This window comes from Pseudomonas xanthosomatis, from assembly GCF_019139835.1.
Classification (GTDB): domain Bacteria; phylum Pseudomonadota; class Gammaproteobacteria; order Pseudomonadales; family Pseudomonadaceae; genus Aquipseudomonas; species Aquipseudomonas fakonensis.
Window position 1 is genome coordinate 4,531,939 of sequence record NZ_CP077075.1, and the last position, 24,697, is coordinate 4,556,635.

Sequence of the window (24,697 nt, forward strand, 5' to 3'; positions counted from 1 at the left end):
AAATCACTCCTCACACCCAGGATAAATAGTGCATCGCCTCATATCGGGCATAATAAACTCGCTAAAATCTGAATAATTCCCACGACAGAATCCTCTGACGTCATCCATTCCCTCCCCTAGGCAACGCTTCCAGCCGTTAGCAAACTCAACCCAAGTATCCCCCATGGAGGGTCGTTCTTTTTCAGCCAACCGAACATTCATCCTTACTGTAAGCCCCGGAAGTTGATCCAAGGCATACAACGCAAACGGCTTCCCTCGGCCTTTCTCGCCTCGCTCGTTATCTTTCTTACAATCTAGAAGCTTCCATATCACACGCGTTTTGCCGGCAGTACGAAACAGCCATTGGCATTCCCCATAAAACGTATCTTCGCGATCAGACGTCATCACACGCCGCGCTTCCTCAGGCACATCCAAAAGCACGCCAATGCTCGCATTGTCGTAACTAACCTGGTGAAACTTATCTCCATACGCCGCATGAATCTCCATCTTGATTCGGCTCAAAATCATGTGACAGCCCTTTATGATCTTTCGAATTTCGATGACTGCTACAGGGTTATAGTCTTGACGCCATTTCCTATTTAGCGACGGCATCGTTCTCCGCCAATCTGTCACTTCACACTTCCTCTCAGGATCAGGGACATACCACACGCCTGCTGAGTATGCGAAACCTGGCGGCAACTCACCGACCAAGGTAAATGTATTGGCTTCTTTATCTGAACATCCGACAAGCAGAGAAACTCCGAAAAGCATTACAAGCAAATAGAAAGACCTTCCTCTCACCATCATTGGCATTGCCACCCCCTTTTCGTACTAGATTGCAGCAGAACACCTTCGCTCACTCACTACAACTGGGATAGACATTACAAACTCGGCCGTCCGGCATTATAAAATCACTAAAGTCAGCGTAGTTACCTCGACAATACCCTCTGACATCTTGCTTTCCCTTACCCATGCATCTCCTCCACCCGTCCGAAAACCGAACCCAAGTGTCTTTAAAATAAGGCCGCTCCTCGACAGCAAGCCGGATATTCATCCGAATTATTTTTCCCGGCAACTGATCTAGCGTGTAGGCAGCAAAAGGTTTTCCAACACCTTTCTCGCCACGCTCACTATCTTTTTTACAATCAAGAATCTTCCAGACATGCCTCTCCGGCGTTGCCGTGCGAAACAGCCACTCACACTCCCCATAGAAAATATCTTCAGTTTCAGACACTGTTGTACGCCGATGCCGTTCAGGCAAGCTCACATAAACACCAATATTTGCCCTCTCGCCTCCCTGCTGAAAGATTGAGTCCCCGTACGTTGCATTGATCGTGATCTTTATATGATCCAGAATCATCTGACATCCCTTGATCACCTTGCGAATTTCCACAACTGCCACGGGGTTGTACTCCTTACGCCACCGTTTGTTAAATGACGGCATCGTTCGCCGCCAGTTGGTCACCTCGCACTTCGTTTCTGGATCAGGGACATACCAAGTACTTGCGGTATAGGAAAAGTTAGGCGGCAACTCACCCACCAACGTAAACGTATTGGATTCTTTATCCCCACACCCCACCAACACCGCAAAACTCACCAAAAAGCAACTTTCCTTGAGTCCAACCTTCATACCCTCTCCCACTCTCAAACCAGCAAATGCCGCCGCAACCGTTCCATATGCGCCGCCGGCAACTCCCCCGGCCAAGGCTCACACCCTTCCGGCAACTCGAACCCTGGCGAGCGCAGGCTGTTCACCAGCAAAAACTCGATCTGCTTCTGCGTGTGCCACCCCCACCGCTGCCCGCGCTGCAACTGCCGCTGCAGCCACGGCAGCGGTGGCTGCTGCTCGGCGAGCTTGAGGTAAGCCTCCAGGTGCTGGCTGTAGAGGTAGCGGTGGGCGTTGGCCACGGCGATGGGGCCGTCCATTGCGGGGGGCGGTGCTTGCAGCCAGGCGGGGTGGGTGGGAACGGGATGGGCGCCAGGCAGGGGGTTGTCTGCGCTAGCCCAGGCCTCGCCCTGCCAGTAGCAAACGCTGATGGCCTGGCCGAGGTAGGCCGGCAGGGCGGCCTGGGCCAGGGCCAGGCCGCGGGCCAGTACGCGGTTGTCGTGGAAGCGGTACAGCGCCTGCTGCGGGGGCTGGCCCAGCAGCAAACGGGCCCGCCAGTGCGCTACCCAGGCGGGCATCTCGCCTGGGGCCAGGCTGGCCAGCCAGCCCCAGTGTTCGCCTGGGGCTTGCAGCAGGGGCTGCAGTAGCGGCAGTTCGGTTTCGCCGACCAGGCAGCAGGCCGGGCCGTGGTCGGCCAGGTAGGCGGCGTCGGTTTGCTGGTACAGCAGTTGCCAGCGTTCGCCTGGCACGCTGGCCATCAAGCGTTGGCCGGCTTCGCTGCCGGCCTCGAGCAACACCGCGATGTCGTGGCCCGCAGCGCGCTGCTGTGCCAGCCACTGCCAAGGGGATAGCGGGCTCATTGGCCACCTCCGGCCGGCAGGCACTGGCCGTCGCGGCAGCTTTGGCACAACGGGCAGTAGTCGCTGCCGGCGGCCTGGCTGGCCTTGAGCAGCGCCAGCTGGCTTGGCGCGGGCGGCATGGAGGGGGTGTTGGCAAGGAGGGCGGCCGGCGCGCCGCCGAGCTGGATCGGGCTGCTGGTGAAGATACCGCCGGCGTTCACCAGCAGGTGCTGGCCGGCAACCTTGAGGGTGATGCTGTTGCCGCCCTCCACCAGCACGTCACCGTCAGCCGATATCTGTACCCGCTGGCCGGCGTGCTGCAGCAGCAGCGTGCCGACCTGGGTGTGGCTGGCCTGCTCGACGGTGAGGTGGTCGCTGGCGTGCAGCAGCGTTTTGCGCTCGCCCACCACCACGGCCTGCTGCAGGCCGCCGATGTGCAGCTGGCTGTTGCGTTCGACGTGCTGCTGCAGGTCGCGCTGGGCACGCAGGTAGAACAGCTCCTGGCCGCCGCGGTCGTCCATGGCCAGCTCGTTGTAGCCGCCGCCACCGCCCAGGCTACGGCTGCGCAGCACGGTGCGGCTGTGGTGCTCGGGCAGTTTGTAGGGCGGCATGTGCAAGCTGTCGGGCAGGCAGCCGCTGATGACCGGCTGGTCGGGGTCGTCGTCGAGAAAGCTCACCAGCACGGCCATGCCGACCCGGGGGATGGCCAGGGCGCCATGGCGATCGCCGGCCCAGCCGGAGGCCACCCGCAGCCAGCAGCTGCTGTGCTCGTCGCCCTGGCCTTCGCGGTCCCAGGGGAACTGCACCTTGACCCGGCCGAAGCCATCGCAATACACCTCCTCGCCCGCAGGCCCGGTGACCCAGGCCTGTTGGCTGGAGGGTGCGCGGGGCTTGGGGTGGGTCAGCGGCGAGCGGAAGGTGGCATCCCAGGGGATGGCGCTGAAGGTATTGGCGTAATGGTCGCTGTCCGGTGCACCGGCCTGTTCTTCCAGCACCTGGGGCTGGTGCCCCGTATGGGTGACCTGGGTGATCAGCCACATCTGGTTGCAGGCCTGCTGCGGGTGGCCGCTGAGGGTCAGCAGCCGACCGCTGGCCAGAGCCGGCGCGTCGCTGCTGCCGTCGGCCCGGCAACGGCCAACCCGGCAGCGCTCCAGGGCGCGTTGGGCCTGCACGCGGCCGCGAGCCTGGTCGAGGGTTTGCAACAGGCCACCGGGGTAGGCGTAGTGCTCCAGCGCCGGGGCGTCGCCTGCGCGGCTGGCATGGGCCAGCTCGACGCTGGCCTTGCGAAAGTCATGGTCGCGCAGCATCACCTGCTCGACGCTGCGTTGCACGGTCATGGCAAACGCGCTGACCACCGGGCTATCGGCGTGCATGCCGTTGCCCGGCACAAAGGCCAGGCTGGCGGGCAAGTGCGGGAAGTGCATCTGGTGGTCGCTGAACAGCACCCGGTGGCCGCCGGGCGCATGCTCGAAGCGGTAGTGAATGCCCTCCTCCTGGCACAGCCGCTCGACGAAGACCAGGTCGCTTTCGCCGTACTGCACGCAGTAATCGCGCGGTGGGTAGTCGGCTTCGAGCTGGAAGGCAAAGGCATCGCCAAGCAGGCCGTGCTCTTCGAGCAACTGGGCGATGATTTGCGCCACGCTGCGCTGCTGGAAGATGCGGTAGTTTTGGCGCAAGGCCAGGCGCGCCATGTGCGGCACCAGGCGCACCAGATAGTGGGCCAGGCGGGTGCCGATTGCGCCCTGGCGAGCCTCGGCCAGCACCCCGTGTATGCCCCGGCCATCGCCGTCGAAGGCGAGGAACGCCGGCTGCCCGAGCAGCGCCTCGAGGGCCACATTTAAGTTTTCGCTGACCAGCTGGATATCGAAGCTGTAGAGGGTGCCGATGCCTTCGCTGCCGCTGAAGGAAAGCACCTGCGCGTCACGCGGCAGGGCGTCGGCGTGCAGGCGCAGGCGTTGTGCGCTGAGTGGGTTGAACATCCTTTGTCCTTGTATTTGCGCGGCAGCGGCGCGGGGTTCTGGCCCTGCCGAGGTGGCAAAGGGCGAACGCTAGCAAGAACAAAAAAAACCGTGTTGTAGGACCCTTCTGACGCGAAAGTGGGGCGATTCCCTTTGAAATGCCAGACTTTGTCGAATGTTTCAGCCGTCGCACAAAATCATGCCAAACATGCATTTATATTAATAAACTTAATCACTAAACAGCATATTAACTTAGAACCAAAAAGCCTTTCACAACCCTCATAAAGACCATTAAGTTCTGTAAACCGACCCCGACCTGGCGGAGGCAAATGGATGTGCGCCAACGTCGTCGGGCCCCGCCAGGGGTACGTCTGCCCTGTTGCGCACCTTCGCTTGAGACCTGAACGGAGACGCAACATGGGACTTTCCCGTAGAGACTTGATCGCCCGCATGGCCGCCATCGGCGGCTACTCGGCGGCGCTGGGCGCGCTGGGGCACAACGCCCTGGCCGCCACCTTCGAACCCCTGCAACTGGCCGCCAACGGCGGCAACGGCAAGCGCGTGGTGATTGTCGGCGCCGGCATCAGCGGCCTGGTGTCGGCCTACGAGCTGCGCAAGGCAGGCTTTGCCGTGACCGTGCTGGAGGCCCGCGAGCGGGTGGGCGGGCGGGTGTGGACCCTGCGCCAGGGCGACCGTATCGAGCACAACGACGGCACCACGCAAACCGTCGAATTCGACCAGGGGCACTTTTTCAATGCCGGCGCCGCGCGCCTGCCCAGCCACCACCTGACCATCCTCGGCTACTGCCGCGAGCTTGGCGTGGAGCTGCAGGTGCTGGTGAACAGCAGCCGCAACGCCCTGGCCCAGCCAGACCTCGCCCGCCCGCCACTGCTGCTGCGCCAGGCAGTCAACGACACCCGCGGCCACTTCAGCGAGCTGCTGGCGCGCAGCGTCAGCCGCAACAGCCTGGATGCCGAGCTCAGCGGCGGCCAGCGCAAGGCGCTGCTGGACTTTTTGAAGGTGTACGGCGACCTCGACAGCCAGCAGCAGTACCGCGGCTCTGTGCGCGCCGGCTACACGCGCTTTGCCGGGGCCGGCGACCAGACCCCGGTGCAGCGCCAGCCGGTGCCGCTGGACCAGTTGCTGGACAGCAACCTGCTGCTGCCGCTGGTGTTCGACGAGATTCCGGAATTTTCCTCGACCATGTTCCAGCCGGTGGGCGGCATGGACCAGATCCCCAAGGCCTTTTACCGCCAGGTGCAGGACAGCGTGCGCCTGGGCGCCGAAGTGCTGGGGGTGGAGACCGGCGAGCACGGCGCCAAGGTGGTGTGGCGCGACCGCAAAAGCGGCCAGCAACACGTGGAACACGCCGACTACGCCATCGTCACCCTGCCCTTGCCGCTGCTGGCCAATCTGCCGAACAACTTCGACGCGCCGTTCAGGCAGGCCATCGCCAGCGCCGAGGGCGACAAGGCCAACAAGGTGGCCTGGCAGTCGCCGCGTTTCTGGGAGACCGACTTCCAGATTTACGGCGGGCTCAGCTACATCAACCACGAGGCGCGCACCCTGTGGTACCCCAGCGACCACCTCAACAGCGCCCAGGGCGTGCTGGTGGCCACCTACAACACCGGCGCCGTGGCCCAGCAGTTCGCCGGCAAAACGCTGCAGGCGCAGATCGCCTCGTCGCGCCAGGCGGTGGAGTCGCTGCACCCGGGCCACAGCCACAAGCTGGGCCGACCGCTGGTGGTGAACTGGTCGAAAGTGCCGTTCAGCGAGGCGCCGTGGATCGTCCACGACGAGGTCGCCCAGCCCGGCTACGACACCCTCAACCAGCCCCAGGGCCGCACCTGGCTTGCAAGCGACGCCCTGGCCCATGGCGGCGTGGGCATCTGGCAGAACAGCGCCGCCGAATCGGCCCGCCGGGTCGTTGGCCTGATCGCCAGCCATGCCGCCCAGACCACCCGCGGCGCTGCCGCCTGACCCCACAGGAAACCCACCCATGCCTCGTCTTCTTCTGCTTGCCGGAGCGCTCATGTCGCTGACCCTCAACGCCCACGCCGACGGCATCAAACGTGTTGCGCCGCCTGGTTCGAACTTCCCGATTTCGCAACTGGTGACGGTGCCGGCCGGCAGCCAGCTGACCTTCATCAGCGGCACCCTGCCGGATGTGGCCGACCCCAACGCCGCCAAAGGCAGCATCGCCGCCCTGGGCAACACCGAAACCCAGGCCCGTTCGGTGCTGAAAAAACTGCGCACGGCCCTGCAAAGCCAAGGGCTGGGCCTGGGCGATATCGTGCAGTTGCGGGTGTTTCTGGTGGGCGACCCGGCCAACGGCGGCCAGCTGGACTTTGCCGGCCTGCAGGCGGCCTACACCGAGTTTTTCGCCACCGCCGAACAGCCCAACACCCCGACCCGCACCGCCCTCCAGGTAGTGGCCCTGCCACTGCCGGGCGCGCTGGTGGAAATCGACGCGATCGCGGCCAAGGCGCCCTGAGCGCGCTACCCCGCCAGACAAGGAACTGCGTGCAATGAAGCAAGCCTTTACCACTGCCCCGCTACTCACCATGGCGCTGGCCGCGGGGCTGCTCAGCGCCCCGGCCAGCGCCGAAGAACCTGCCGCCCAGGCCCTGGGCACGGTGATCGTCACTGGCAACCGCGGCAGCGAAAAACGTACCGTGACTTCAAGCCCGGTGCCGATCGACGTGATCAGCGCCAAGCAGCTGCAGGAAACCGGCAAACCCGGCCTGATGGAAGCCCTCAGTGCCAGCGTGCCGTCGCTGACCCTGCCGGAAAAAACCGGCTGGGACGCCAGCGGCATGGCCCGCGCGCCCAACCTGCGCGGTCTCAACGCAGCCCAGGTGCTGGTGCTGGTGAACGGCAAGCGCCGCCACACCAGCGCCACCTTGAACATTAGCGGCATCAACGCCGGCGCCGCACCCAGCGACCTGGACCTGATCCCCATCAGCGCCATCGACCATGTCGAGGTGCTGCGTGATGGCGCTGCGGCCCAGTACGGCTCGGACGCCATCGCCGGGGTGATCAACGTCATTCTAAAAGCCGACACCCGCGGCACCGCCGTGACCACCGCAGGCCAGGGTTACGACGGCAAGAAGCAGACCGTGCAGCAAAGCCTGAACAAGGGCTTCGAGATCGGCCGCGACGGCGTTGTGCAATTTGCCCTGGACGCCCGCAGCCAGAACGACGACAACAAGGCCAGCGCCAACGGCTACAGCCAGGCCGAGGCGCTGGAGCGCGCCGGCAAGGTGACCTACGGCGGCTACGGCACGCCGAAGATCAACCTGCTGACGCTGGGCTACAACGCCGAGCTGCCGCTGGAGGATGACCTGACCCTGTACTCGTTCAGCACCTGGTCGTACCGCAAGGCCGAGCAGGGCCAGAACTTCCGCCTGCCGACCATCGTCAACACCATCACCACCGGGCCCAACGGGCGCCCGGCCGGCTACACGCCCACCTGGTACATCGAGGAATACGACTACCAGGCGGCGTTCGGCGCCAAGGGTCTGGCCGGCGAGTGGGACTGGGACCTGTCCAGCACTTACGGGCGCAACACTGCCGAACAAGGCACCTGGAACAACCAGAACCCGTCGCTGGGCGAGGCCACCCCCAACCACTTCGAGTCCGGCACCTGGGTCAGCTCGCAGCTGACCAGCAACCTCGACCTGCACCGCAGCTACGAGGTGGGCCTGAGCAAACCGCTGGACTTCTCGTGGGGCCTGGAGCAGCGCCGTGACAGTTACCAGGTGCAGGACGGCGACTGGGCCAGCTGGGCCGACGGCGGCTACTGCGCGGCGCCCGGCAACTGCGCCTCGTCCGGCGCCCAGGTGACCAACGGCATCTCGCCGGCCGAGGCCACCAGTGCCAGCCGCAACAGCTATGCCGGCTACATCGATGTGGGCTTCAACCCGCTACCACAGTGGTACTGGGGCGCGGCGCTGCGCTACGAGCACTACGACCGCGGCATTGGTGCCACCCGCAGCGGCAAGTTGACCACCCGCTACGAGTTCACCCCGCAGTTGGCGGTACGGGCCACGGTGAGCAACGGCTTCCGCGCGCCGTCGCTGGCCAACAGCCTGTTCAGCGCCCGCTCCACCACCTACGGGGTGGTCAATGGCGTGTACCAGTCGATCAACTACGGCGTGCTGCCGGTGGGCTCGGCCGCAGCCCAAGCCCTGGGCGCCGAACCGCTGAAACCGGAAAAGTCGACCAACTACAGCCTCGGCCTGACTTGGCAGCCCAGCGAGCGCCTGGCCTTTACCGCCGACGCCTACCTGATCAACGTGCGCGACCGTATCACCCTCACCGGCACCCTGCTTGGCCCCGAAGTAACCGCCGCACTGCTGGCCAACGGCATCGACTCCACCTCTGGCGGGCAGTACTTCACCAACGGCGCCGACACCCGCACCAAGGGCCTGGACCTGGTGGGCAGCTACGACCACGACCTGGGCAGTGCCGGCACGGTGAAGTGGACGGCGGCGTTCAACTGGAACGAAACCGAGATTCTCGACTACAAGGAAAGCGTGAACATTCTGGGCACGCCCTATCAGCTGATGGACCGCCAGGCGCGCAACCTGCTGACCGAAGTGCAGCCGCACACCAAGCTGATACTGGGTGGCAACTGGCGGCTGGACCGCTACCGGGTGAACCTGGGGCTGACCCGTTACGGTTCGTGGCGCGAGGTCAACTCGGCCAGCGACCGCAGCCTGGACCGCGAGTACAAGGCGCGCTGGATCACCGACCTGGATGTAGGTTACCAACTGACCAAGGACCTGGAACTGGCAATCGGCGCGCGCAACTTGTTCGATGTGTACCCCGAGCGCCAGGCGCCGAGCAGCAAGACCATGGTCAAGGGGTATGGGGTGTATTCGCCGTACGGGTTTACCGGGGGGTATTACTTTGGGCGGGTGACTTATAACTTTTGAGGGTGGGCAACTAAGTACGCGCGAGGGCCACGAGGTGTTCGCCGATGGTTTTGCAGCGCCTACAAGATCGAGCGCCGCCCGCGCGGCGTTCGATCTCACAGGCGCTACGACGGTTGTGGCGAACACTTGGCAGCCCTGCCGCAAACTTCATTCACCACCAAACCGATTAAAATAATTAACAGCCCGCGAACTAACTTCCAGATAGTGCAACGGCACTCAATAGCCCCCACAACTTCCGCTAATGTTTTCCCCCATTCGTTCGATAACCAGAACACCCTCCTGCTTGAACTTCCAAGCCTTTGAACGGATTCTTTCACATGCTCCTGGGCAACCTCCGCCTGCAAACCAAGCTGTTACTGTCGCTCACCCTGGTCAACCTGATCAGCATCACCGCCTTCATCAGTTACGCCCAGTACTCCAAATCGCAGGATATTCGCCAGCAAATCGACAACCGCTTGCGCACGGTCGCCTACGCCGTGCCGCGGGTACTGGGTACCGACTACCTCACCCGTACCCGTGAAGCCAACGGCCTTAAGGCCGGTGAGTACGAAGCCCAGGTGCGCAACCTTGGCGAGTATGCGCGCGAGGTCAACCTCAAATATGCCTACAGCCTGATGGTCGATGCACAGGGCAAAGTGACTTACCTGGCCGACAGCGCCAATGCCGGCGACATTGCCGGCGGCACCTACTCCAGGCACCTGGAGCACTACAGCGACGCCAGCCCCGCGGTAATCGAAGCATCACGCAGCAACCAGGAGCAATTCGACGAGTACACCGACAGTTTCGGCAGCTTCCGCTCGATCTTCCTGCCGTTGCACAACGCCGACGGCCAGCAATACATCGTGGGGGTGGATGTCACCCTGGATGCACTGAATGCGGCCATTCAGGCCAGCCTCGAGCGTTTGCTGCTGATTGGCGCGGCGTCTTTTCTGGTCGGCCTGCTGTTGTCCTGGCTGGCCGCGCGCATGCTGGTGCGGGGCATTCACCACCTGACCGGGCAGTTGAACTACATCGCCGAACAGCGCGACCTGTCGACCACCGTCACGGTGCTTAACGGCGATGAAACCGGGCAGATGGGCAAGCACTTGGCCAACCTGCTTCAAGACCTGCGCCAAACCCTGGGCAACGCCTCCGGCATGGCCGAAAGCAACCAGCGCCTGGCGGAAATCTTCTTGCAACTGGCCGACGAAATAAACCTGCGCATCCGCCAGGCCGGTGGGCAGTTGGCCGATATCAACCAACACGGCCAGTCCATTCGCCAGGCCGCCGAGAACTCCTCGAGCCTGGCCGATACGGTGCGCCTGGACCTGAAATCCGCCGTTGGCGAACTGAGCCTGACCCATCAGGAGTTGAAGCGCCTGATCGGTGACGTGCACGGCAGCACCTCGGCGAGCATCGAGCTTGCCAGCGACCTGCAGCACCTGAGCCGCGAAGCGGAAAAGATCGGCCAGGTGCTGCAGATGGTCGCTGCCATTTCCGACCAGACCAACCTGCTGGCCCTCAACGCTGCCATCGAGGCGGCGCGCGCCGGTGAAGCCGGCCGCGGGTTCGCGGTGGTGGCTGACGAGGTGCGCAAGCTGGCCGGGCAGACCCAAGGGGTGCTGAACGACGCCAACCAGGTCATCAATAGCGTCACCAGCGGCATACGCCAGATTGCCGAACGCATGAGCAGTACCGCCGAGCAGTCGCGCAGCCTTGCGCAGAGCTCCGACAGTACCCTTGGGGTCATCGACGGATTGGTGCGCCAGATGGGCCAGGTCAGCGGCGCCATGGACCGCGCACTGACCAGCAGTGAAGAAATCCAGCACGCGGTCACCGACATCGCCGGGCGCCTTGGCGGCATGCATGAAAGCTTTGCACATACCTCGCAGGGGATTGCCGAGATCCACGATTCGGCGACCACGCTGGGCAGCACGGCCAGGGCGCTCAAGGGCGGTTTGAGTGCGTTTCGTACCTGAGGTCTGAACTCAGCCCGGGAAATGAACAAACCACAACTCATTGATTTAGCACGGTCTCTGTGGGAAGCGGCCTTGTGTCGCGATGGGTTGCGAAGCGGCCCGAGGATATTGGCATCATGCAAAATTGCCGGGGCTGCTGTGCAGCCCATCGCGACACAAGGCCGCTTCCCACAGGCGTCGCGGTGCATCTGCGAGACAGGGCAGCCCGAGGGGCTGGTAATCTCCTACAAGCGGTCATTGACTCAGCGTGGCGATTCATTACGATTAACCTTCAATCGTTTTCGATCAAAGCCTGAGGTCGCCATGACTATCGCCGCCAAAACCCGTTCAGTTACGGCCCATGTACCCGTGGAACTGGCCGAGCGCATCGATGAAATCGCCACCCGGCTCGAGCGTTCGAAAAACTGGATCGTCAAACAGGCGCTGTCTGACTGGCTGGCACAGGAAGATGAACGTAACCGACTGACCCGTGAAGCACTGGCAGATGTCGATGCCGGCAGAGTAATCGATCATCAGTCTGTTCAGGCTTGGGCTGAAAGCCTGGGCACAGACTCCCCCCTGCCGGTACCTCGTTGATGGAGTTGAAGTGGACCAGCAAGGGGCTGTCCGACCTGGCGCGCCTGCATGAATTTCTGGCTGCCGTGAACCCATCTGCTGCAGTGCGCACCGTTCAACAGCTCGTAGCAGCACCTAACGTTCTGCTGACCAACCCCCGGGTAGGAGAGCGGCTGGAAGAATTCGAACCACGCGAAGTGCGACGGAGTCTGGTTGGCCATTACGAAATGCGGTATGAGATCACGCCTTCTTGCATCTACCTGCTGCGCCTGTGGCATACCCGCGAAGAACGCTGAAACTCTGCAAGAACCGGGTTTGAGCGGCGGGCCTCATCGCCGGCAAGCCGGCTCCTACAAGTAATTAAGCCCACTCCATTGCCATTCAACGGCCGAAGCGCGGTATCTGCAAGCCCAGGCTTTCGCGCAGGGTGCTGCCTTCGTAGGCGGTGCGGTAAACCCCGCGCTCTTGCAGCAGCGGCACCACTTCTTCGGTGAAACGGCGGAACTGGCCGGGGTGGCCGATGTAGATGTTGAAGCCGTCAAGCGCCCGCGCCTCGAACCATTCGGCCATCTTCGCCGCCACGCTTTGCGCCGAACCCACGAATGCACCGGGGCGCAGCTGGCGGCCGAACTCCACGGCCTGGCGCAGGCTGAAACCCTTGTCCAAGGCCTGGTCTGCGATGCGCTTGGCATTGGTGAAGAAACTACTGCGGGCGTATTCCAGGCTTTGCTGAGGGAACGGCGCATCCAGGTCGTACTGGCTGAAGTCGTGCCAGCCGAAATTGCGCCCGAATTCCTTCAGCGCCAGCTCGAAGCTGTGGTCGGCCTGGTGGTAGTGGCGCTCGATCTCGCGGGCGTGTTCGTCGGTGTCACCGACGTAGATTTCCGCCCCCGGCAACACCAGCAACTGCTCAGGATCGCGCCCCAACTTCGCGGCGCGGGCCTTGATGTCGCGGTAGAACGCCTGGCCCTGCTCGATGCTGGCGGCATGGGTGAACACCACATCGGCCGTGGCGGCGCCCAGGTCACGGCCCTGCTCGGAGTCGCCGGCCTGGAAGATCACCGGCTGGCCCTGGGGCGAGCGCTGGATGTTCAGCGGGCCGACCACCGAAAAGTGCTCGCCCTTGTGGTTCAGCCCGTGCAGCTTGGCAGGGTCGAGAAAGCGGCCGGTGGCGCGGTCGCGGGGGAAGGCACCCTCCTCGTACGACTGCCACAGCCCCTGCACCACCTGCACGTGTTCCTGGGCGCGGGCGTAGCGGGTGTCATAGTCGTAGTGCTCGTCCAGCCCGTAGTTGCCGGCAGTGCCGGCATCGCCGCTGGTGACCACGTTCCAGCCGGCGCGGCCCTTGCTGATCAGGTCCAGCGAGGCAAGCCGGCGGGCGACGTTGTAAGGGGCGTTGTAGGAGGTGGTGAGGGTACCCACCAGGCCTATGTGGCGGGTGCTGACGGCCAGCGCCGAGAGCAGGGTCAGGGGCTCGAGGCGGTTGAGGTAGTGCGAGGGCGAACCTTGGGTGATGAACTGGCTGTCGACGATGAACACCAGGTCGAACAGCGCAGCTTCAGCCTGGCGGGCGATGTCGATGTACCAGTCGATGTTGACGCTGGCGTCGGCTGGCAGCTCGGGGTCGAGCCACAGGTTGTGCCGGCCGGGGCCACCGCAGCCCATGGTCAGGGCGCCGAGTTTGATCTGTCGTGGGGTCATGGGGGTGTCCTGTGAAATAGGTGTGTGCTTCTTCGCGGGCAAGCCCGCTCCCACAGGGGCCGTGCCATTTTCAGGCCGGGTGCAATCCTGTGGGAGCGGGCTTGCCCGCGAAGGGGCCGGTGCGGGTTGACTCAATGCTGGCTGACTGCCGGTTGCTCAATGGCCGCCCCAAATGAGCTGTCAAACAGGCTGGCCGCCGGGTAGCCCTTGATCAGGCCGATGCCGGCAAAAAAGTCCACGGTCTTTTGCGCATCGACGATCACCTGCGGGTTCAGCGGCGCCAGGTCGGTGCGGGCGCGGGCGAACCAGGCGCGGGCGATGTCGCCGTCGGCGCGGGTGCGCTTGGCCCAGGCGTCGGCGTAGGCCTCGGTGTGGGCCGGGTCGCTCAGGGTCCAGTCACGGGCCTTTTTCAGGCGCTGCAAAAAGTCGGCGATCTGCGCGCGCTTGGCGTCCACCGCCTTGCTGTTGGCCACCACGAAACTCTGCGCCGGGATCACCCCTTCGGCGGTGGCCAGTACCCGCGCCCCTTGGCGCTCCTGCTGGGTGACGTAGGGCTCCCAGGTGGCGATCACGTCCACCGAGCCGCCGTCCAGGGCGTGGGAGGCATCCAGGGCGCTGAGGTAGCGCAGCTCCAGGGCATCACGCGGCACCCCGGCTTTGTCCAGGGCGCTGAACAGCAACTGCTGGCTCCACGAGCCCTTCCACAGTGCGGCGCGCTTGCCGCGCAGGTCTTGCAGGCTGTGGATGGATGAGTCCTTGCGAGCCAAAATGGCCACGCCCTCAAGGTTTTGCCGGCTGACCGCGATCACCTTGATCGGCGCGCCGAGGGCGCCGAGAAACAGCGGAGGCGCATCGCCCAGCAGGCCGATGTCAAGGCTGCCGACATTCAGCGCCTCGGCCACCGGGGAGCCTGCGGTGAACTGCTTCCATTCCAGGGTGTAGGGCAAGTCGTCGAGTACCCCGGCGGCTTCCATCACGGCCTGGGCGTTGTAACTCTGGTCACCGACCACCAGTGTCTGGGCGGCGGCAGTGAGGCTGAAAGTGGTGGCCAGCACGGTGGCAGCCAGTTGCTTGAAGTAACGCACGGGTGGTCTCCAGATGCCCGCCTGGGGCATGTAAGGCCGATCCGCGCGTGCGGTCTCGTGGCAATTTGTCTATAGCTTTTGGGTCTTACTTAAACGATTTTTATAATCTATAGATCGTTACACGGGCTGTGAAATGCGCTTTAGGCATAACCTCATGCCTTTGACGACAGGCATAATAAATGCACAACTAGCATATTAGCTTATGATTATTTTGCATTTTGAGAATACAAAAGGGCTTTGCTAGGGTTACCTGAAACCGTACGCCGAGCCTGAACCATGAGCCATAACCCCGAGCGCTTGCGCCATTTCATCGACAGCCTTGCCGGGCTGCTCGACCAGCACCCCGACGAAGCCACCCTGCTCGACCGTGGGCACAACCTGCTGGCCAGCCTGGTCGCCCAGGACGACTGGCTGCCCGACGAACTTGCCCAGCCCGACGCTCAGCGCTACCAGCAGTACCTGCTGCACTGCGACTCGCGCCAGCGTTTTTCGGTGGTGAGTTTTGTCTGGGGACCGGGCCAGCGCACGCCAGTCCATGACCACCGGGTGTGGGGGCTGATCGGCATGCTGCGCGGTGCCGAGTTCTCCCAGGGCTTCATCCGCACGGCAGACGGCGCCTTGCAGCCCCACGGCGCACCGGTACGCCTGGCCCCGGGCCAGGTGGAAGCCGTGTCACCGCGCATTGGCGATATCCACCAGGTCAGCAATGCCTACGCCGACCAGGTGTCGATCAGCATCCACGTCTACGGCGGCAACATCGGCGCGGTCAAGCGCGCGGTGTACGCCGAGGACGGCAGCGAAAAACCGTTCATCTCCGGTTACTCCAATACCCGCCTGCCCAACATCTGGGACCTGTCCAAAGAGAACCCTGCCCCATGAGCACCGTCACCACCCGCCGTTATGCCGACATTCGCCGTGCGCTGCTGGCCCGCGAGGAGCTGGCCCTGATCGATGTGCGCGAAGAAGACCCGTTCGCCCAGGACCACCCGCTGTTCGCCGCCAACATTCCGCTGTCCAGGCTTGAGCTTGAGGTTTATGCCAGGGTGCCCCGGCGTGACACCGCCATCACCGTTTACGACAACGCTGAAGGCCTGGCTGCTGTAGCGGCGCAGCGCCTGCTGGCGCTGGGCTACAGCGACGTGGCCGTGCTCGACGGAGGCCTGGCCGGCTGGCGTGCAGCCGGCGGTGAAACCTTCCGCGACGTCAACGTACCGAGCAAGGCCTTCGGCGAGCTGGTGGAGAGCGTACGCCACACCCCGTCGCTGGCCGCCGAGCAGGTGCAGGCGCTGCTGGACGACAAGGCCAACGTGGTGGTGCTCGATGCCCGGCGCTTCGATGAATACCAGACCATGAGCATCCCCGGCGGCATCAGTGTGCCCGGCGCCGAGCTGGTATTGCGGGTGGCGGAACTGGCGCCAGACCCGTCCACCCAGGTGATCGTCAACTGCGCCGGGCGCACCCGCAGCATCATCGGCACCCAGTCGCTGGTCAACGCCGGCATCCCCAACCCGGTGGCGGCGCTGCGCAACGGCACCATCGGCTGGACCTTGGCCGGCCAGCAACTGGCCCACGGCCAGGACCGTGCATTCACCGAGGTGAGCGCCGGCACCCGGGCCAACGCCGGGCGCCAGGCGCGCAGCGTTGCCGAGCGTGCCGGGGTGCAGCGCCTGGACCGTGCCGGGCTGGCGGCCTGGCAGGCCGAAACCACCCGCACCACCTACCTGTTCGACGTGCGCACCGCCGAGGAATACAACGCCGGCCACCTGCCGGGCAGCCGCCCAGTGCCGGGCGGCCAGCTGGTGCAGGAGACCGACCATGTGGCCAGCGTGCGCGGGGCGCGCATCGTGCTGGTGGACGACGACGGCGTGCGCGCCAACATGAGTGCCTCGTGGCTGGCGCAGATGGGCTGGCAGGTGGCGGTGCTGGACGGGTTGTCGGCCGACGATTTCAGTGCCCGCGGTGAATGGCAGGCGCCGTTGCCGGCGCTGCCCGAGACCCGCGAGATCGGCGTCGAGCAACTGGCCGACTGGCTGCAGGAAGCCGGTACCGTGGTGCTGGACTTCACCACCAGCGCCAACTACGTCAAACGCCACATCCCCGGCGCCCACTGGGCGATCCGCGCGCAACTGGCCGAGGTGCTGGAACAGGTGCCACCGGCGCAGCGCTACGTGCTGACCTGCGGCAGCAGCCTGCTGGCGCGTTTCGCCGCCCGCGACCTGCAAACCCTGACCCGCACCCCGGTGTACCTGCTCGAAGGCGGCACCGCCCGCTGGATCGCCGCAGGGCTTGCGCTGGAAAGCGGCGAGACGCACCTGGCCGTGCCGCGCAGCGACCGCTACCGCCGCCCCTATGAAGGCACCGATGCGCCACGCGAGGCGATGCAGGGCTACCTGGACTGGGAGTTCGGGCTGATCGCCCAGCTGGAGCGTGATGGCACCCATGGCTTTGAAGTGTTGAGTTGACCGCTGGGTGCAACTGTCTTGTGCTGTGAGAACCCGCCTCATCGCCGGCAAGCCGGCTCTCATAGAACAAACTGCAACTCATTGATTTAACACGGTCCCTGTGGGAAGCGGCCTTGCCGGGGCGCCGTCCGGTCGAGATGGGCTGCGCAGCAGCCCCGGCAATCTTGCATGAGGCCGAGACCTAGGGGCCGCTTCGCGCCCCATCGCGACACAAGGCCGCTTCCCACAGAGACCGTGGCGCATCTGCGAGACCAGTTCTCTGCGCGACAGCGCAGCCCGCAGGGCTGGGTGATCTCCTACAGATACGGCACTGGCCTGAAGCTTATGCGGTCCCTGTGGGGGCGGGTTTACCCGCGAAGGGCCGCAAGGCGGCCCGGCTTTTATCAGGCAGCCTGCACCGCCCCCACCTTGCCCCGCCGCTGGGTCAGCGACACCAGCAGGATGAACAGCGTCACCCCGGCGGTCATCAGCGTCTCGTAGCGATAGGCGTCACTGAACAGCATGTAGCCCAGCACCATGACGATGGTGCCGATCACCAGCCAGGTGAGCCACGGGAACAGCCACATTTTCAGCTCCGGCGAGCGCCCTTCCCGCTCGGCGCGGGCACGCATGCGCAGTTGCGACACGGCAATCACCAGGTACACCAACAACGCGATGGCACCGGTGGTAGACAGCAGGAAGCCGAACACCTTGCCGGGGAACACATAGTTCACCAGGCACCCGGCAAAACCGGCCAGGGTCGAGAAGATCACCGCAACAGTCGGCACGCCAGCCCCGGAAATACGCTTGGTCATGCGCAGCGCCTGGCCACGGGCACCCAGCGAATAGAGCATGCGCGAGGCGGTGTACAACCCCGAGTTCATGCAGCTGGTTACCGCCACCAGCACCACGATATCCACCAGCAGCTTGGCGCCGGGCACGTTGAGCACCTCGAGCACGCGCTGGAACGAACCGACCGCCTTGAGCTGCGGGTCGTTCCAGGCCACCAGCGACACCACCAGGAAAATCGACGCCAGGTAGAAGATGGCAATGCGGTAAACCACAAGGTTGGTGGCGCGGCGAATCTTGTCTTTCGGGTTGGCGGTTTCATCGGCGGCGATGGTGACGATCTCGGCACCGAAGAACGAGAAGATGGTGATCAGCACGCCGCCAAGCACAGTGCCAAAGCCGTTGGGCATGAACCCGCCGCTTTCCCACAAGCGGCTGACGCCGGACACCTCGGCCAGCGGCCAGAAGCCGAACACTGCCAGGCTGCAGACCACGATGAAGGCGATGATCGCCACCACCTTGACCAGCGCGAACCAGTACTCGAAGGCGCCGAAGTTCTTCACGCTGACCAGGTTGGTACCCGACAGCACCAGCATGATCAGGAAGGCGAACAGCCAAGACGGCACCGCCGGGAAGTAGGCATGCAGGATGTCTGCACCGGCGATGGCTTCGACCGGGATGATCAGCACCCAGAACCACCAGTACAGCCAGCCGATGGTAAAGCCTGCCCAGGGGCCGATAGCCTCCGAGGCGTAGGTGGAGAACGAGCCGCTGTTGGGATTGGCGATGGCCATTTCGCCGAGCATGCGCATCACCAGCAGCACCAGCAGGCCGGTCATGGCGTAGGAGATGAGAATCGCCGGGCCGGCGGTGGCGATGGCATTGGACGAGCCGATGAACAGCCCGGCACCGATGATGCCGGCGATGGAAATCATCGACACCTGACGGGAGGTCAGGCCGTGTTGCAGGGAGCGCTGTTTCTTGTTGTTGGGCGATACCATGGGGAACCCTCGAATGGGTCGGCCGTTGCAATGACGGCTGAAAGTTGAAGCAGAATTCGCAAAGTTTGAGTTGCTCTTTGTTGTTCTTGTTGAATGCCGGTTGCGCGATGGCCCTCCTCTTCGCAAACCCGGTTGAAATCATTGACCTTGGTCAGTATTAATCTATGAGGCCGGGTCGACAAAACGACCTTTTCGAAGCACATCATTCTAAAAAAGAATGAACTCCTTCCTTTTTTGCGGGGTTGAACCACTGCCATGTCCAAACGCCTGATGCCCTCCACCACCGCCCTGCAGTGCTTCGAAGCCGCGGCCCGGCACCTGAGTTTCACCCGCGCAGCGCAAGAGCTGCACCTGACCCAAAGCGCGGTGAGCAAGCAGGTGGCGCAGCTTGAGGACATGCTTGCCCACCCCCTGTTCCAGCGCATTCGCCGGCGCCTGCACCTGACCCCGGCCGGTGCGCTGTACCTCACCGAGGTGAACAAGATCCTCACCCAGATCGACATTTCCAGCCGCTACATCCTCAGTTACGGCGACGAGACCGAAGTGCTGCGCATCGCCACTCAACCTACCTTCGGTGCGCGCTGGCTGGTGCCGCGCCTGAAGGGTTTCGGCGAACGCTACCCGCGTATTCACCTGGACATTCGCAACGAACTGGAACCGTTCGACCTGGTGCAGGCCAAGGCCGATATCGCGTTCTTCTTCGGCCAGGGCACCTGGCCGGGGGCCACCTGCATCGAGCTGTTCAGCGAGGAGGTGGTACCGGTGTGCGCGCCGGCATTGTTGGCCCGCCAGCGCTTTGCCAGTGCCGAGGCCCTGACCGAACACCGCCTGCTGCAGTGCGGCTCCCGCCCGGAGGCCTGGCACGAGTGGTTTCTGGGGCTTGGCTTGCACAGTCAGAACAGCTACCACGGGCCGCGTTTCGACACTTTTTACCTGTGCATCCGCGCCGCCATCGCCGGGTGCGGCATTGCGCTGATTCCGCGCTACCTGGTGGCCGAGGAGCTGGGCGAAGGCAAGCTGGTGGTGGCCTGGGACCACCCGGTGGCGAGCAATGGCCGGCACTTCATGGCGCATGCCGAACACGCCGCCGAAGTGCCCAAGGTGCGGGCGTTCGTGCAGTGGATTCGTGAGCGGGTGGCCGAAGGCTGACGCGGCTCCTACAGGAAAGTGCGAACATCGCGAATTGGAGGAATGATCGCAATCCAATAATTCGTTTGCGGAATATGTACCCGGCACGCTTGGATATTGCCCATATTCGAACAACAGGCCGCGTGCAAATGACCCCGGACAGTATCAGCCAATCCATTGCCATCGTTCACCCCATTACACTTTCCCACGGCCGCAACGCCGAAGTGTGGGACACCACCGGCAAACGCTACATCGACTTCGTCGGTGGTATCGGCGTACTCAACCTGGGCCATTGCAACCCGGCAGTGGTGGCGGCCATCCAGCAGCAGGCCACGCGCCTGACCCACTACGCCTTCAACGCCGCGCCCCATGGCCCGTACCTTGAGCTGATGGAGCAGTTGTGCCAGTTCGTGCCGGTGGCATACCCGCTGGCCGGCATGCTCACCAACAGCGGTGCGGAAGCGGCGGAGAACGCCCTGAAAGTTGCCCGTGGCGCAACCGGCAAGCGCGCCATCATCGCCTTCGACGGCGCCTTCCATGGCCGTACCCTGGCCACCCTCAACCTCAACGGCAAGGTCGCACCGTACAAGCAGCGGGTAGGTGAACTCCCGGGCCCGGTGTACCACCTGCCCTACCCCGGCGCCGACACCGGGGTCACCTGCGAGCAGGCGCTCAAGGCGCTGGAGCGGCTGTTCAGCGTGGAGCTGGCGGTGGAGGACGTGGCGGCGTTCATCTTCGAGCCGGTACAGGGTGAAGGCGGCTTTCTGGCCATGGACCCGGCCTTCGCCCGGGCGCTGCGGCATTTTTGCGACGAGCACGGCATCCTGATCATCATCGACGAGATCCAGTCCGGCTTTGGCCGCACCGGGCAACGCTTCGGCTTCCCGCGCCTGGGCATCGAGCCGGACCTGCTGCTGCTGGCCAAGAGCATCGCCGGCGGCATGCCGCTGGGGGCGCTGGTCGGGCACCGAGACCTGATGGCGGCACTGCCCAAGGGCGGCCTGGGCGGCACCTACTCGGGCAACCCGATCGCCTGTGCAGCGGCGCTGGCCAGCCTTGCACAGATGACCGATGAAAACCTCGCCACCTGGGGCGAACGCCAGGAACAGGCGATCACCGCGCGCCATGCACGCTGGAAGGCTTCCGGAGTGTGCAGCTACCTGGGGCGCCTGACCGGGGTTGGCGCCATGCGCGGCATCGAGCTGGTGAATGCCGACGGCAGCCCGGCACCGGCGCAACTGGCCAAGGTGCTGGAGGCCGCAAGGGCCAAGGGGCTGCTGCTGATGCCCAGTGGCAAGGCGCGGCACATCATTCGCCTGCTGGCACCGCTGACCATCGAGCCTGCGGTGCTCGAGGAAGGGCTGGATATCCTCGAGCAGTGCCTGGCGGAGCTGGGTTGAGGGTTACAGGCCCAGTTCTTCAGGGGTGAGCATGTCGCATTCGAAGGCGATCCAGCCGCCTTCGAGCTCGGCGTGACCGTTGACGATCGGGCCGTAATAGGTGAGGCCGTTCTCGAGGGTAACGCAGATGTGCGTGGCGGACTTTTCCGGGGCCGCGAGGGTTCCGACGAAATGCACCTTCTTCAGGGTTTCGGTCACCGCCTCCAGGCCCACGCGCTGGTTGGTGTTTTCCGAGGCCTCGGTGTCGCCGCCACGGTCTTCGCAGCTGACGGTCACGGTGGCGATGTAGGGGTACTTGGTGCTCAAGCGGGGTTACCTCGGGGGTTGTGGGGCTGGAAATGGCGTAAGGGTACGGCAGATGCTCGGCGTTGTCTCTAATGGCCCTATCGCCGGCAAGCCGGCTCCTGCAGGGTGCGCCGGCATGGCCTGCAACAGGTGAACTGGATGCCCCGATCTGTTAGGGTGCCCGCCGATGCATGCCCCACCACGCGAGGATACCGAGTGAGCGCAGAACAACCCCTGATCGCCGACCTGTTCGAGGTCGACAAACGCCTGACCCTCAAGCCCGTCGTGGACTTCAATACCTACCTGCGCAACGCCTTCGGTGAAGGCCCGTGCCGCTGCCACCGCTGCGTCGAGGGCGCAGGTGACGAAAGCAGCTACAGCCACCGCCACACCTTCGAGCTGGAAGGCCGCACCCTGAACCGGCGCTTCGCCAACACCGCCGGCAGCGATGTGCTGCTGGTGCTGAAGAAGGCCTGGTTGTCGTACACCAAGAACGACCTGATCACCGTCGGCACGCTGGACATGGCCACGCTGCTGTCGTTCACCGACGCAGCCCTGCACGAACGCCTGCTGGCGCTACTGCCGGCCAGCGGCCTGGCCCGTGAAAGCGAAGGCCAGTGGCAGTTGCAGGTACAGGCCGACTGACACCCCCTTTTAGGAGCGGCCTTGTGTCGCGAAAGGGCTGCGCAGCAGCCCCGGCGATTACACATGATGCCGAAAATCTGGGGCCGCTTCGCAGCCCTTTCGCGGCACAAGGCCGCTCCTACAAAAGATCGCGTCATCCCGAAGCGGACAGTCACCCCGGCAGGATTCTCCCCCTCTGCTACCTTGGGAGAACCCTCACCCGCAGGTGACCCGCCATGGCCCGCACCACACCCATCGAGCTGTACCGCAACATCGGCATCGTCGCCCACGTCGACGCCGGCAAGACCACCACCACCGAACGCATCCTGTTCTACACCGGGGTCAACCACAAGATGGGCGAGGTGCACGACGGCGCCGCGACCATGGACTGGATGGCCCAGGAACAGGAACGCGGCATCACCATCACCTCGGCGGCCACCACCGCGTTCTGGCAGGGCTCGACCAAGCAGTTCGAGCACAAGTACCGCTTCAACATCATCGACACCCCAGGCCACGTCGACTTCACCATCGAGGTAGAGCGCTCGTTGCGCGTGCTCGATGGCGCGGTGGTGGTGTTCAGCGGTGCCGACGGCGTCGAGCCGCAGTCCGAGACGGTGTGGCGCCAGGCCAACAAGTACCATGTGCCGCGCCTGGCCTACATCAACAAGATGGACCGCCAGGGCGCGGACTTTTTGCGGGTGGTCAAGCAGATCGACCAGCGCCTGGGCCACCACCCGGTGCCCATCCAGCTGGCCATCGGCAGCGAGGAGAACTTCATCGGCCAGATCGACCTGGTGAAGATGAAGGCCATCTACTGGAACGACGCCGACAACGGCACCAGCTACCGCGAAGAACCCATCCCTGCCGAGCTGCAGGCCCTGGCGGACGAGTGGCGCGCGCATATGGTCGAAGCCGCCGCCGAAGCCGATGACGAGCTGACCCTGAAGTTTCTCGACGGCGAGGAGCTGACGGTCGAGGAAATCAAGGCAGCCCTGCGCAAGCGCACCATCGCCAACGAAATCGTCCCCACCATCCTCGGCTCGTCGTTCAAGAACAAAGGCGTACCGCTGATGCTGGACGCGGTGATCGACTACCTGCCCGCGCCGTCGGAAATTCCGGCGATCAAGGGCACCGACCCGGACGATGAAGACAAGCACCTGGAACGCCACGCCGACGACAAGGAGCCGTTCTCGGCGCTGGCCTTCAAGATCGCCACCGACCCGTTCGTCGGCACGCTTACCTTTGCCCGGGTGTACTCCGGCGTGCTGAGTTCGGGCAACGCGGTGCTCAACTCGGTCAAGGGCAAGAAGGAGCGCATCGGCCGCATGGTGCAGATGCACGCCAACCAGCGCGCCGAGATCAAGGACGTGTGCGCCGGCGACATCGCCGCCCTCATCGGCATGAAGGACGTCACCACCGGCGACACCCTGTGCGACATGGACAAGCCGATCATCCTCGAACGCATGGATTTCCCTGACCCGGTGATTTCGGTGGCGGTGGAACCCAAGACCAAGGCCGACCAGGAGAAGATGGGCATCGCCCTGGGCAAGCTGGCCCAGGAAGACCCCTCGTTCCGCGTGCGCACTGACGAAGAGACCGGGCAGACCATCATCTCCGGCATGGGCGAGTTGCACCTGGACATCATCGTCGACCGCATGCGCCGCGAGTTCAACGTCGAGGCCAACATCGGCAAGCCCCAGGTGGCCTACCGCGAGAAGATCCGCAACACCTGCGAGATCGAGGGGCGCTTCGTGCGCCAGTCCGGCGGGCGCGGCCAGTACGGCCACTGCTGGATCCGCTTCGCCCCGGGCGATGAGGGCAAGGAGGGCCTGGAGTTCATCAACGAGATCGTCGGCGGCGTGGTACCGCGCGAGTACATCCCGGCCATTCAAAAAGGCATCGAGGAGCAGATGAAGAACGGCGTGCTGGCCGGCTACCCGCTGATCAACCTCAAGGCAGCGGTGTTCGACGGCTCGTACCACGACGTCGACTCCAACGAGATGGCCTACAAGATCGCCGCCTCCATGGCCACCAAGCAGCTGTCGCAAAAAGGCGGCGCGGTGCTGCTGGAACCGGTGATGAAGGTCGAGGTGGTCACACCTGAAGAGTACCAGGGCGACATTCTCGGCGACCTGAGCAGGCGCCGGGGGATGATCCAGGACGGCGACGAGACCCCGGCCGGCAAGGTGATCCGCGCCGAGGTGCCGCTGGGCGAAATGTTCGGCTACGCCACCTCGATGCGTTCGATGACCCAGGGGCGGGCGAGCTTTTCGATGGAATTCACCCGCTATGCCGAGGCGCCGGCCAGCATTGCCGATGGGATTGTGAAGAAGAACCGCGGGGAGTAAGGCTTTCGCCTGTACCGGCCTCTTCGCGGGCAAGCCCGCTCCCACAGGGGCTGCACCGCC

General features: G+C 64.1%; 20 protein-coding genes. 12 read left to right on the forward strand and 8 right to left on the reverse strand.

All coding sequences use genetic code 11. The annotated features are described in order from the left end of the window. Nucleotides 1-3: 3 nt before the first annotated feature. The 4 genes from KSS93_RS19950 to tssI are packed head-to-tail and all read right to left on the reverse strand — an operon-like array spanning nt 4 to nt 4,403. The gene (locus tag KSS93_RS19950; protein ID WP_225917221.1) at nt 4-792 is read right to left on the reverse strand and encodes a hypothetical protein; all 789 of its coding nucleotides are present in this window, start codon (nt 790-792) and stop codon (nt 4-6) included. Nucleotides 793-835: 43 nt separating this feature from the next. Further along, entirely contained in the window at nt 836-1,609 is a 774-nt protein-coding gene (locus KSS93_RS19955; RefSeq protein ID WP_217885646.1) for a hypothetical protein, read from the reverse strand. Nucleotides 1,610-1,623: 14 nt separating this feature from the next. Beyond that, nucleotides 1,624-2,445 carry a DUF4123 domain-containing protein gene (locus KSS93_RS19960; protein ID WP_217885647.1) on the reverse strand — a complete coding sequence of 274 codons (822 nt, stop codon included), beginning with the start codon at nt 2,443-2,445 and terminating at the stop codon, nt 1,624-1,626. Continuing rightward, nucleotides 2,442-4,403, reverse strand: a complete 1,962-nt coding sequence (gene tssI / locus KSS93_RS19965) for a type VI secretion system tip protein TssI/VgrG (RefSeq protein ID WP_217885648.1) — start codon at nt 4,401-4,403, stop codon at nt 2,442-2,444. The genes KSS93_RS19960 and tssI overlap by 4 nt, the downstream gene beginning before the upstream one ends. A gap of 396 nt (nt 4,404-4,799) precedes the next feature. Here tssI and KSS93_RS19970 point away from each other — a divergent pair, with 396 nt between their 5' ends. The 6 genes from KSS93_RS19970 (at nt 4,800) to KSS93_RS19995 (ending at nt 12,131) form a co-directional block, all read left to right on the forward strand. Then, entirely contained in the window at nt 4,800-6,362 is a 1,563-nt protein-coding gene (locus tag KSS93_RS19970; protein ID WP_217885649.1) for an NAD(P)/FAD-dependent oxidoreductase, read from the forward strand. A 19-nt stretch (nt 6,363-6,381) separates the two neighbouring features. After that, the gene (locus tag KSS93_RS19975; protein WP_217885650.1) at nt 6,382-6,876 is read left to right on the forward strand and encodes a RidA family protein; all 495 of its coding nucleotides are present in this window, start codon (nt 6,382-6,384) and stop codon (nt 6,874-6,876) included. A gap of 34 nt (nt 6,877-6,910) precedes the next feature. Continuing rightward, nucleotides 6,911-9,322: a TonB-dependent receptor plug domain-containing protein gene (locus tag KSS93_RS19980; RefSeq protein WP_217885651.1), complete on the forward strand. Its 2,412-nt coding sequence runs from the start codon at nt 6,911-6,913 to the stop codon at nt 9,320-9,322. A 317-nt stretch (nt 9,323-9,639) separates the two neighbouring features. Continuing rightward, on the forward strand, nt 9,640-11,280 hold the full coding sequence (locus KSS93_RS19985; protein ID WP_225917223.1) for a methyl-accepting chemotaxis protein: 1,641 nt from the start codon (nt 9,640-9,642) through the stop codon (nt 11,278-11,280). 303 nt (nt 11,281-11,583) lie between these two features. Continuing rightward, entirely contained in the window at nt 11,584-11,856 is a 273-nt protein-coding gene (locus tag KSS93_RS19990; protein WP_217885652.1) for a CopG family ribbon-helix-helix protein, read from the forward strand. Beyond that, nucleotides 11,856-12,131 carry a type II toxin-antitoxin system RelE/ParE family toxin gene (locus KSS93_RS19995; protein ID WP_217885653.1) on the forward strand — a complete coding sequence of 92 codons (276 nt, stop codon included), beginning with the start codon at nt 11,856-11,858 and terminating at the stop codon, nt 12,129-12,131. Before KSS93_RS19990 ends, KSS93_RS19995 begins: the two co-directional genes overlap by 1 nt. Before the next feature lie 85 nt (nt 12,132-12,216). Here the strand turns inward: KSS93_RS19995 and KSS93_RS20000 are convergent, their stop codons facing one another. Both KSS93_RS20000 and KSS93_RS20005 read right to left on the reverse strand, forming a co-directional pair. Then, nucleotides 12,217-13,536 (reverse strand): LLM class flavin-dependent oxidoreductase, encoded by a 1,320-nt coding sequence (locus tag KSS93_RS20000; RefSeq protein WP_217885654.1) that lies wholly within the window; start codon nt 13,534-13,536, stop codon nt 12,217-12,219. Between the two features lie 131 nt (nt 13,537-13,667). Next, entirely contained in the window at nt 13,668-14,621 is a 954-nt protein-coding gene (locus KSS93_RS20005) for an ABC transporter substrate-binding protein (protein ID WP_217885655.1), read from the reverse strand. Nucleotides 14,622-14,897: 276 nt separating this feature from the next. Between KSS93_RS20005 and KSS93_RS20010 the strand changes: the two genes are divergently transcribed. Both KSS93_RS20010 and KSS93_RS20015 read left to right on the forward strand, forming a co-directional pair. Then, on the forward strand, nt 14,898-15,500 hold the full coding sequence (locus tag KSS93_RS20010) for a cysteine dioxygenase family protein (protein WP_217885656.1): 603 nt from the start codon (nt 14,898-14,900) through the stop codon (nt 15,498-15,500). Beyond that, entirely contained in the window at nt 15,497-17,083 is a 1,587-nt protein-coding gene (locus KSS93_RS20015) for a rhodanese-related sulfurtransferase (protein ID WP_217885657.1), read from the forward strand. Before KSS93_RS20010 ends, KSS93_RS20015 begins: the two co-directional genes overlap by 4 nt. 383 nt (nt 17,084-17,466) lie before the next feature. On the opposite strand, the gene KSS93_RS20020 is transcribed toward KSS93_RS20015, so the two are convergent. Next, the gene (locus KSS93_RS20020) at nt 17,467-18,852 is read right to left on the reverse strand and encodes an amino acid permease (protein ID WP_217885658.1); all 1,386 of its coding nucleotides are present in this window, start codon (nt 18,850-18,852) and stop codon (nt 17,467-17,469) included. A 255-nt stretch (nt 18,853-19,107) separates the two neighbouring features. Between KSS93_RS20020 and gcvA the strand changes: the two genes are divergently transcribed. Both gcvA and KSS93_RS20030 read left to right on the forward strand, forming a co-directional pair. Further along, the gene (gene gcvA, locus KSS93_RS20025; protein WP_217885659.1) at nt 19,108-20,001 is read left to right on the forward strand and encodes a transcriptional regulator GcvA; all 894 of its coding nucleotides are present in this window, start codon (nt 19,108-19,110) and stop codon (nt 19,999-20,001) included. Nucleotides 20,002-20,129: 128 nt separating this feature from the next. Further along, nucleotides 20,130-21,380 (forward strand): 2-aminoadipate transaminase, encoded by a 1,251-nt coding sequence (locus tag KSS93_RS20030; protein WP_217885660.1) that lies wholly within the window; start codon nt 20,130-20,132, stop codon nt 21,378-21,380. Nucleotides 21,381-21,383: 3 nt separating this feature from the next. Here the strand turns inward: KSS93_RS20030 and KSS93_RS20035 are convergent, their stop codons facing one another. Then, complete coding sequence (locus KSS93_RS20035) at nt 21,384-21,686, reverse strand: hypothetical protein (RefSeq protein WP_217839344.1); 303 nt, start codon at nt 21,684-21,686, stop codon at nt 21,384-21,386. 195 nt (nt 21,687-21,881) lie between these two features. Between KSS93_RS20035 and KSS93_RS20040 the strand changes: the two genes are divergently transcribed. Both KSS93_RS20040 and fusA read left to right on the forward strand, forming a co-directional pair. After that, entirely contained in the window at nt 21,882-22,310 is a 429-nt protein-coding gene (locus tag KSS93_RS20040; RefSeq protein WP_217885661.1) for a hypothetical protein, read from the forward strand. A gap of 215 nt (nt 22,311-22,525) precedes the next feature. Next, a complete protein-coding gene (gene fusA, locus KSS93_RS20045) occupies nt 22,526-24,637 on the forward strand; it encodes an elongation factor G (protein ID WP_217885662.1) in 2,112 nt (703 codons plus the stop codon). Nucleotides 24,638-24,697 lie beyond the last annotated feature (60 nt).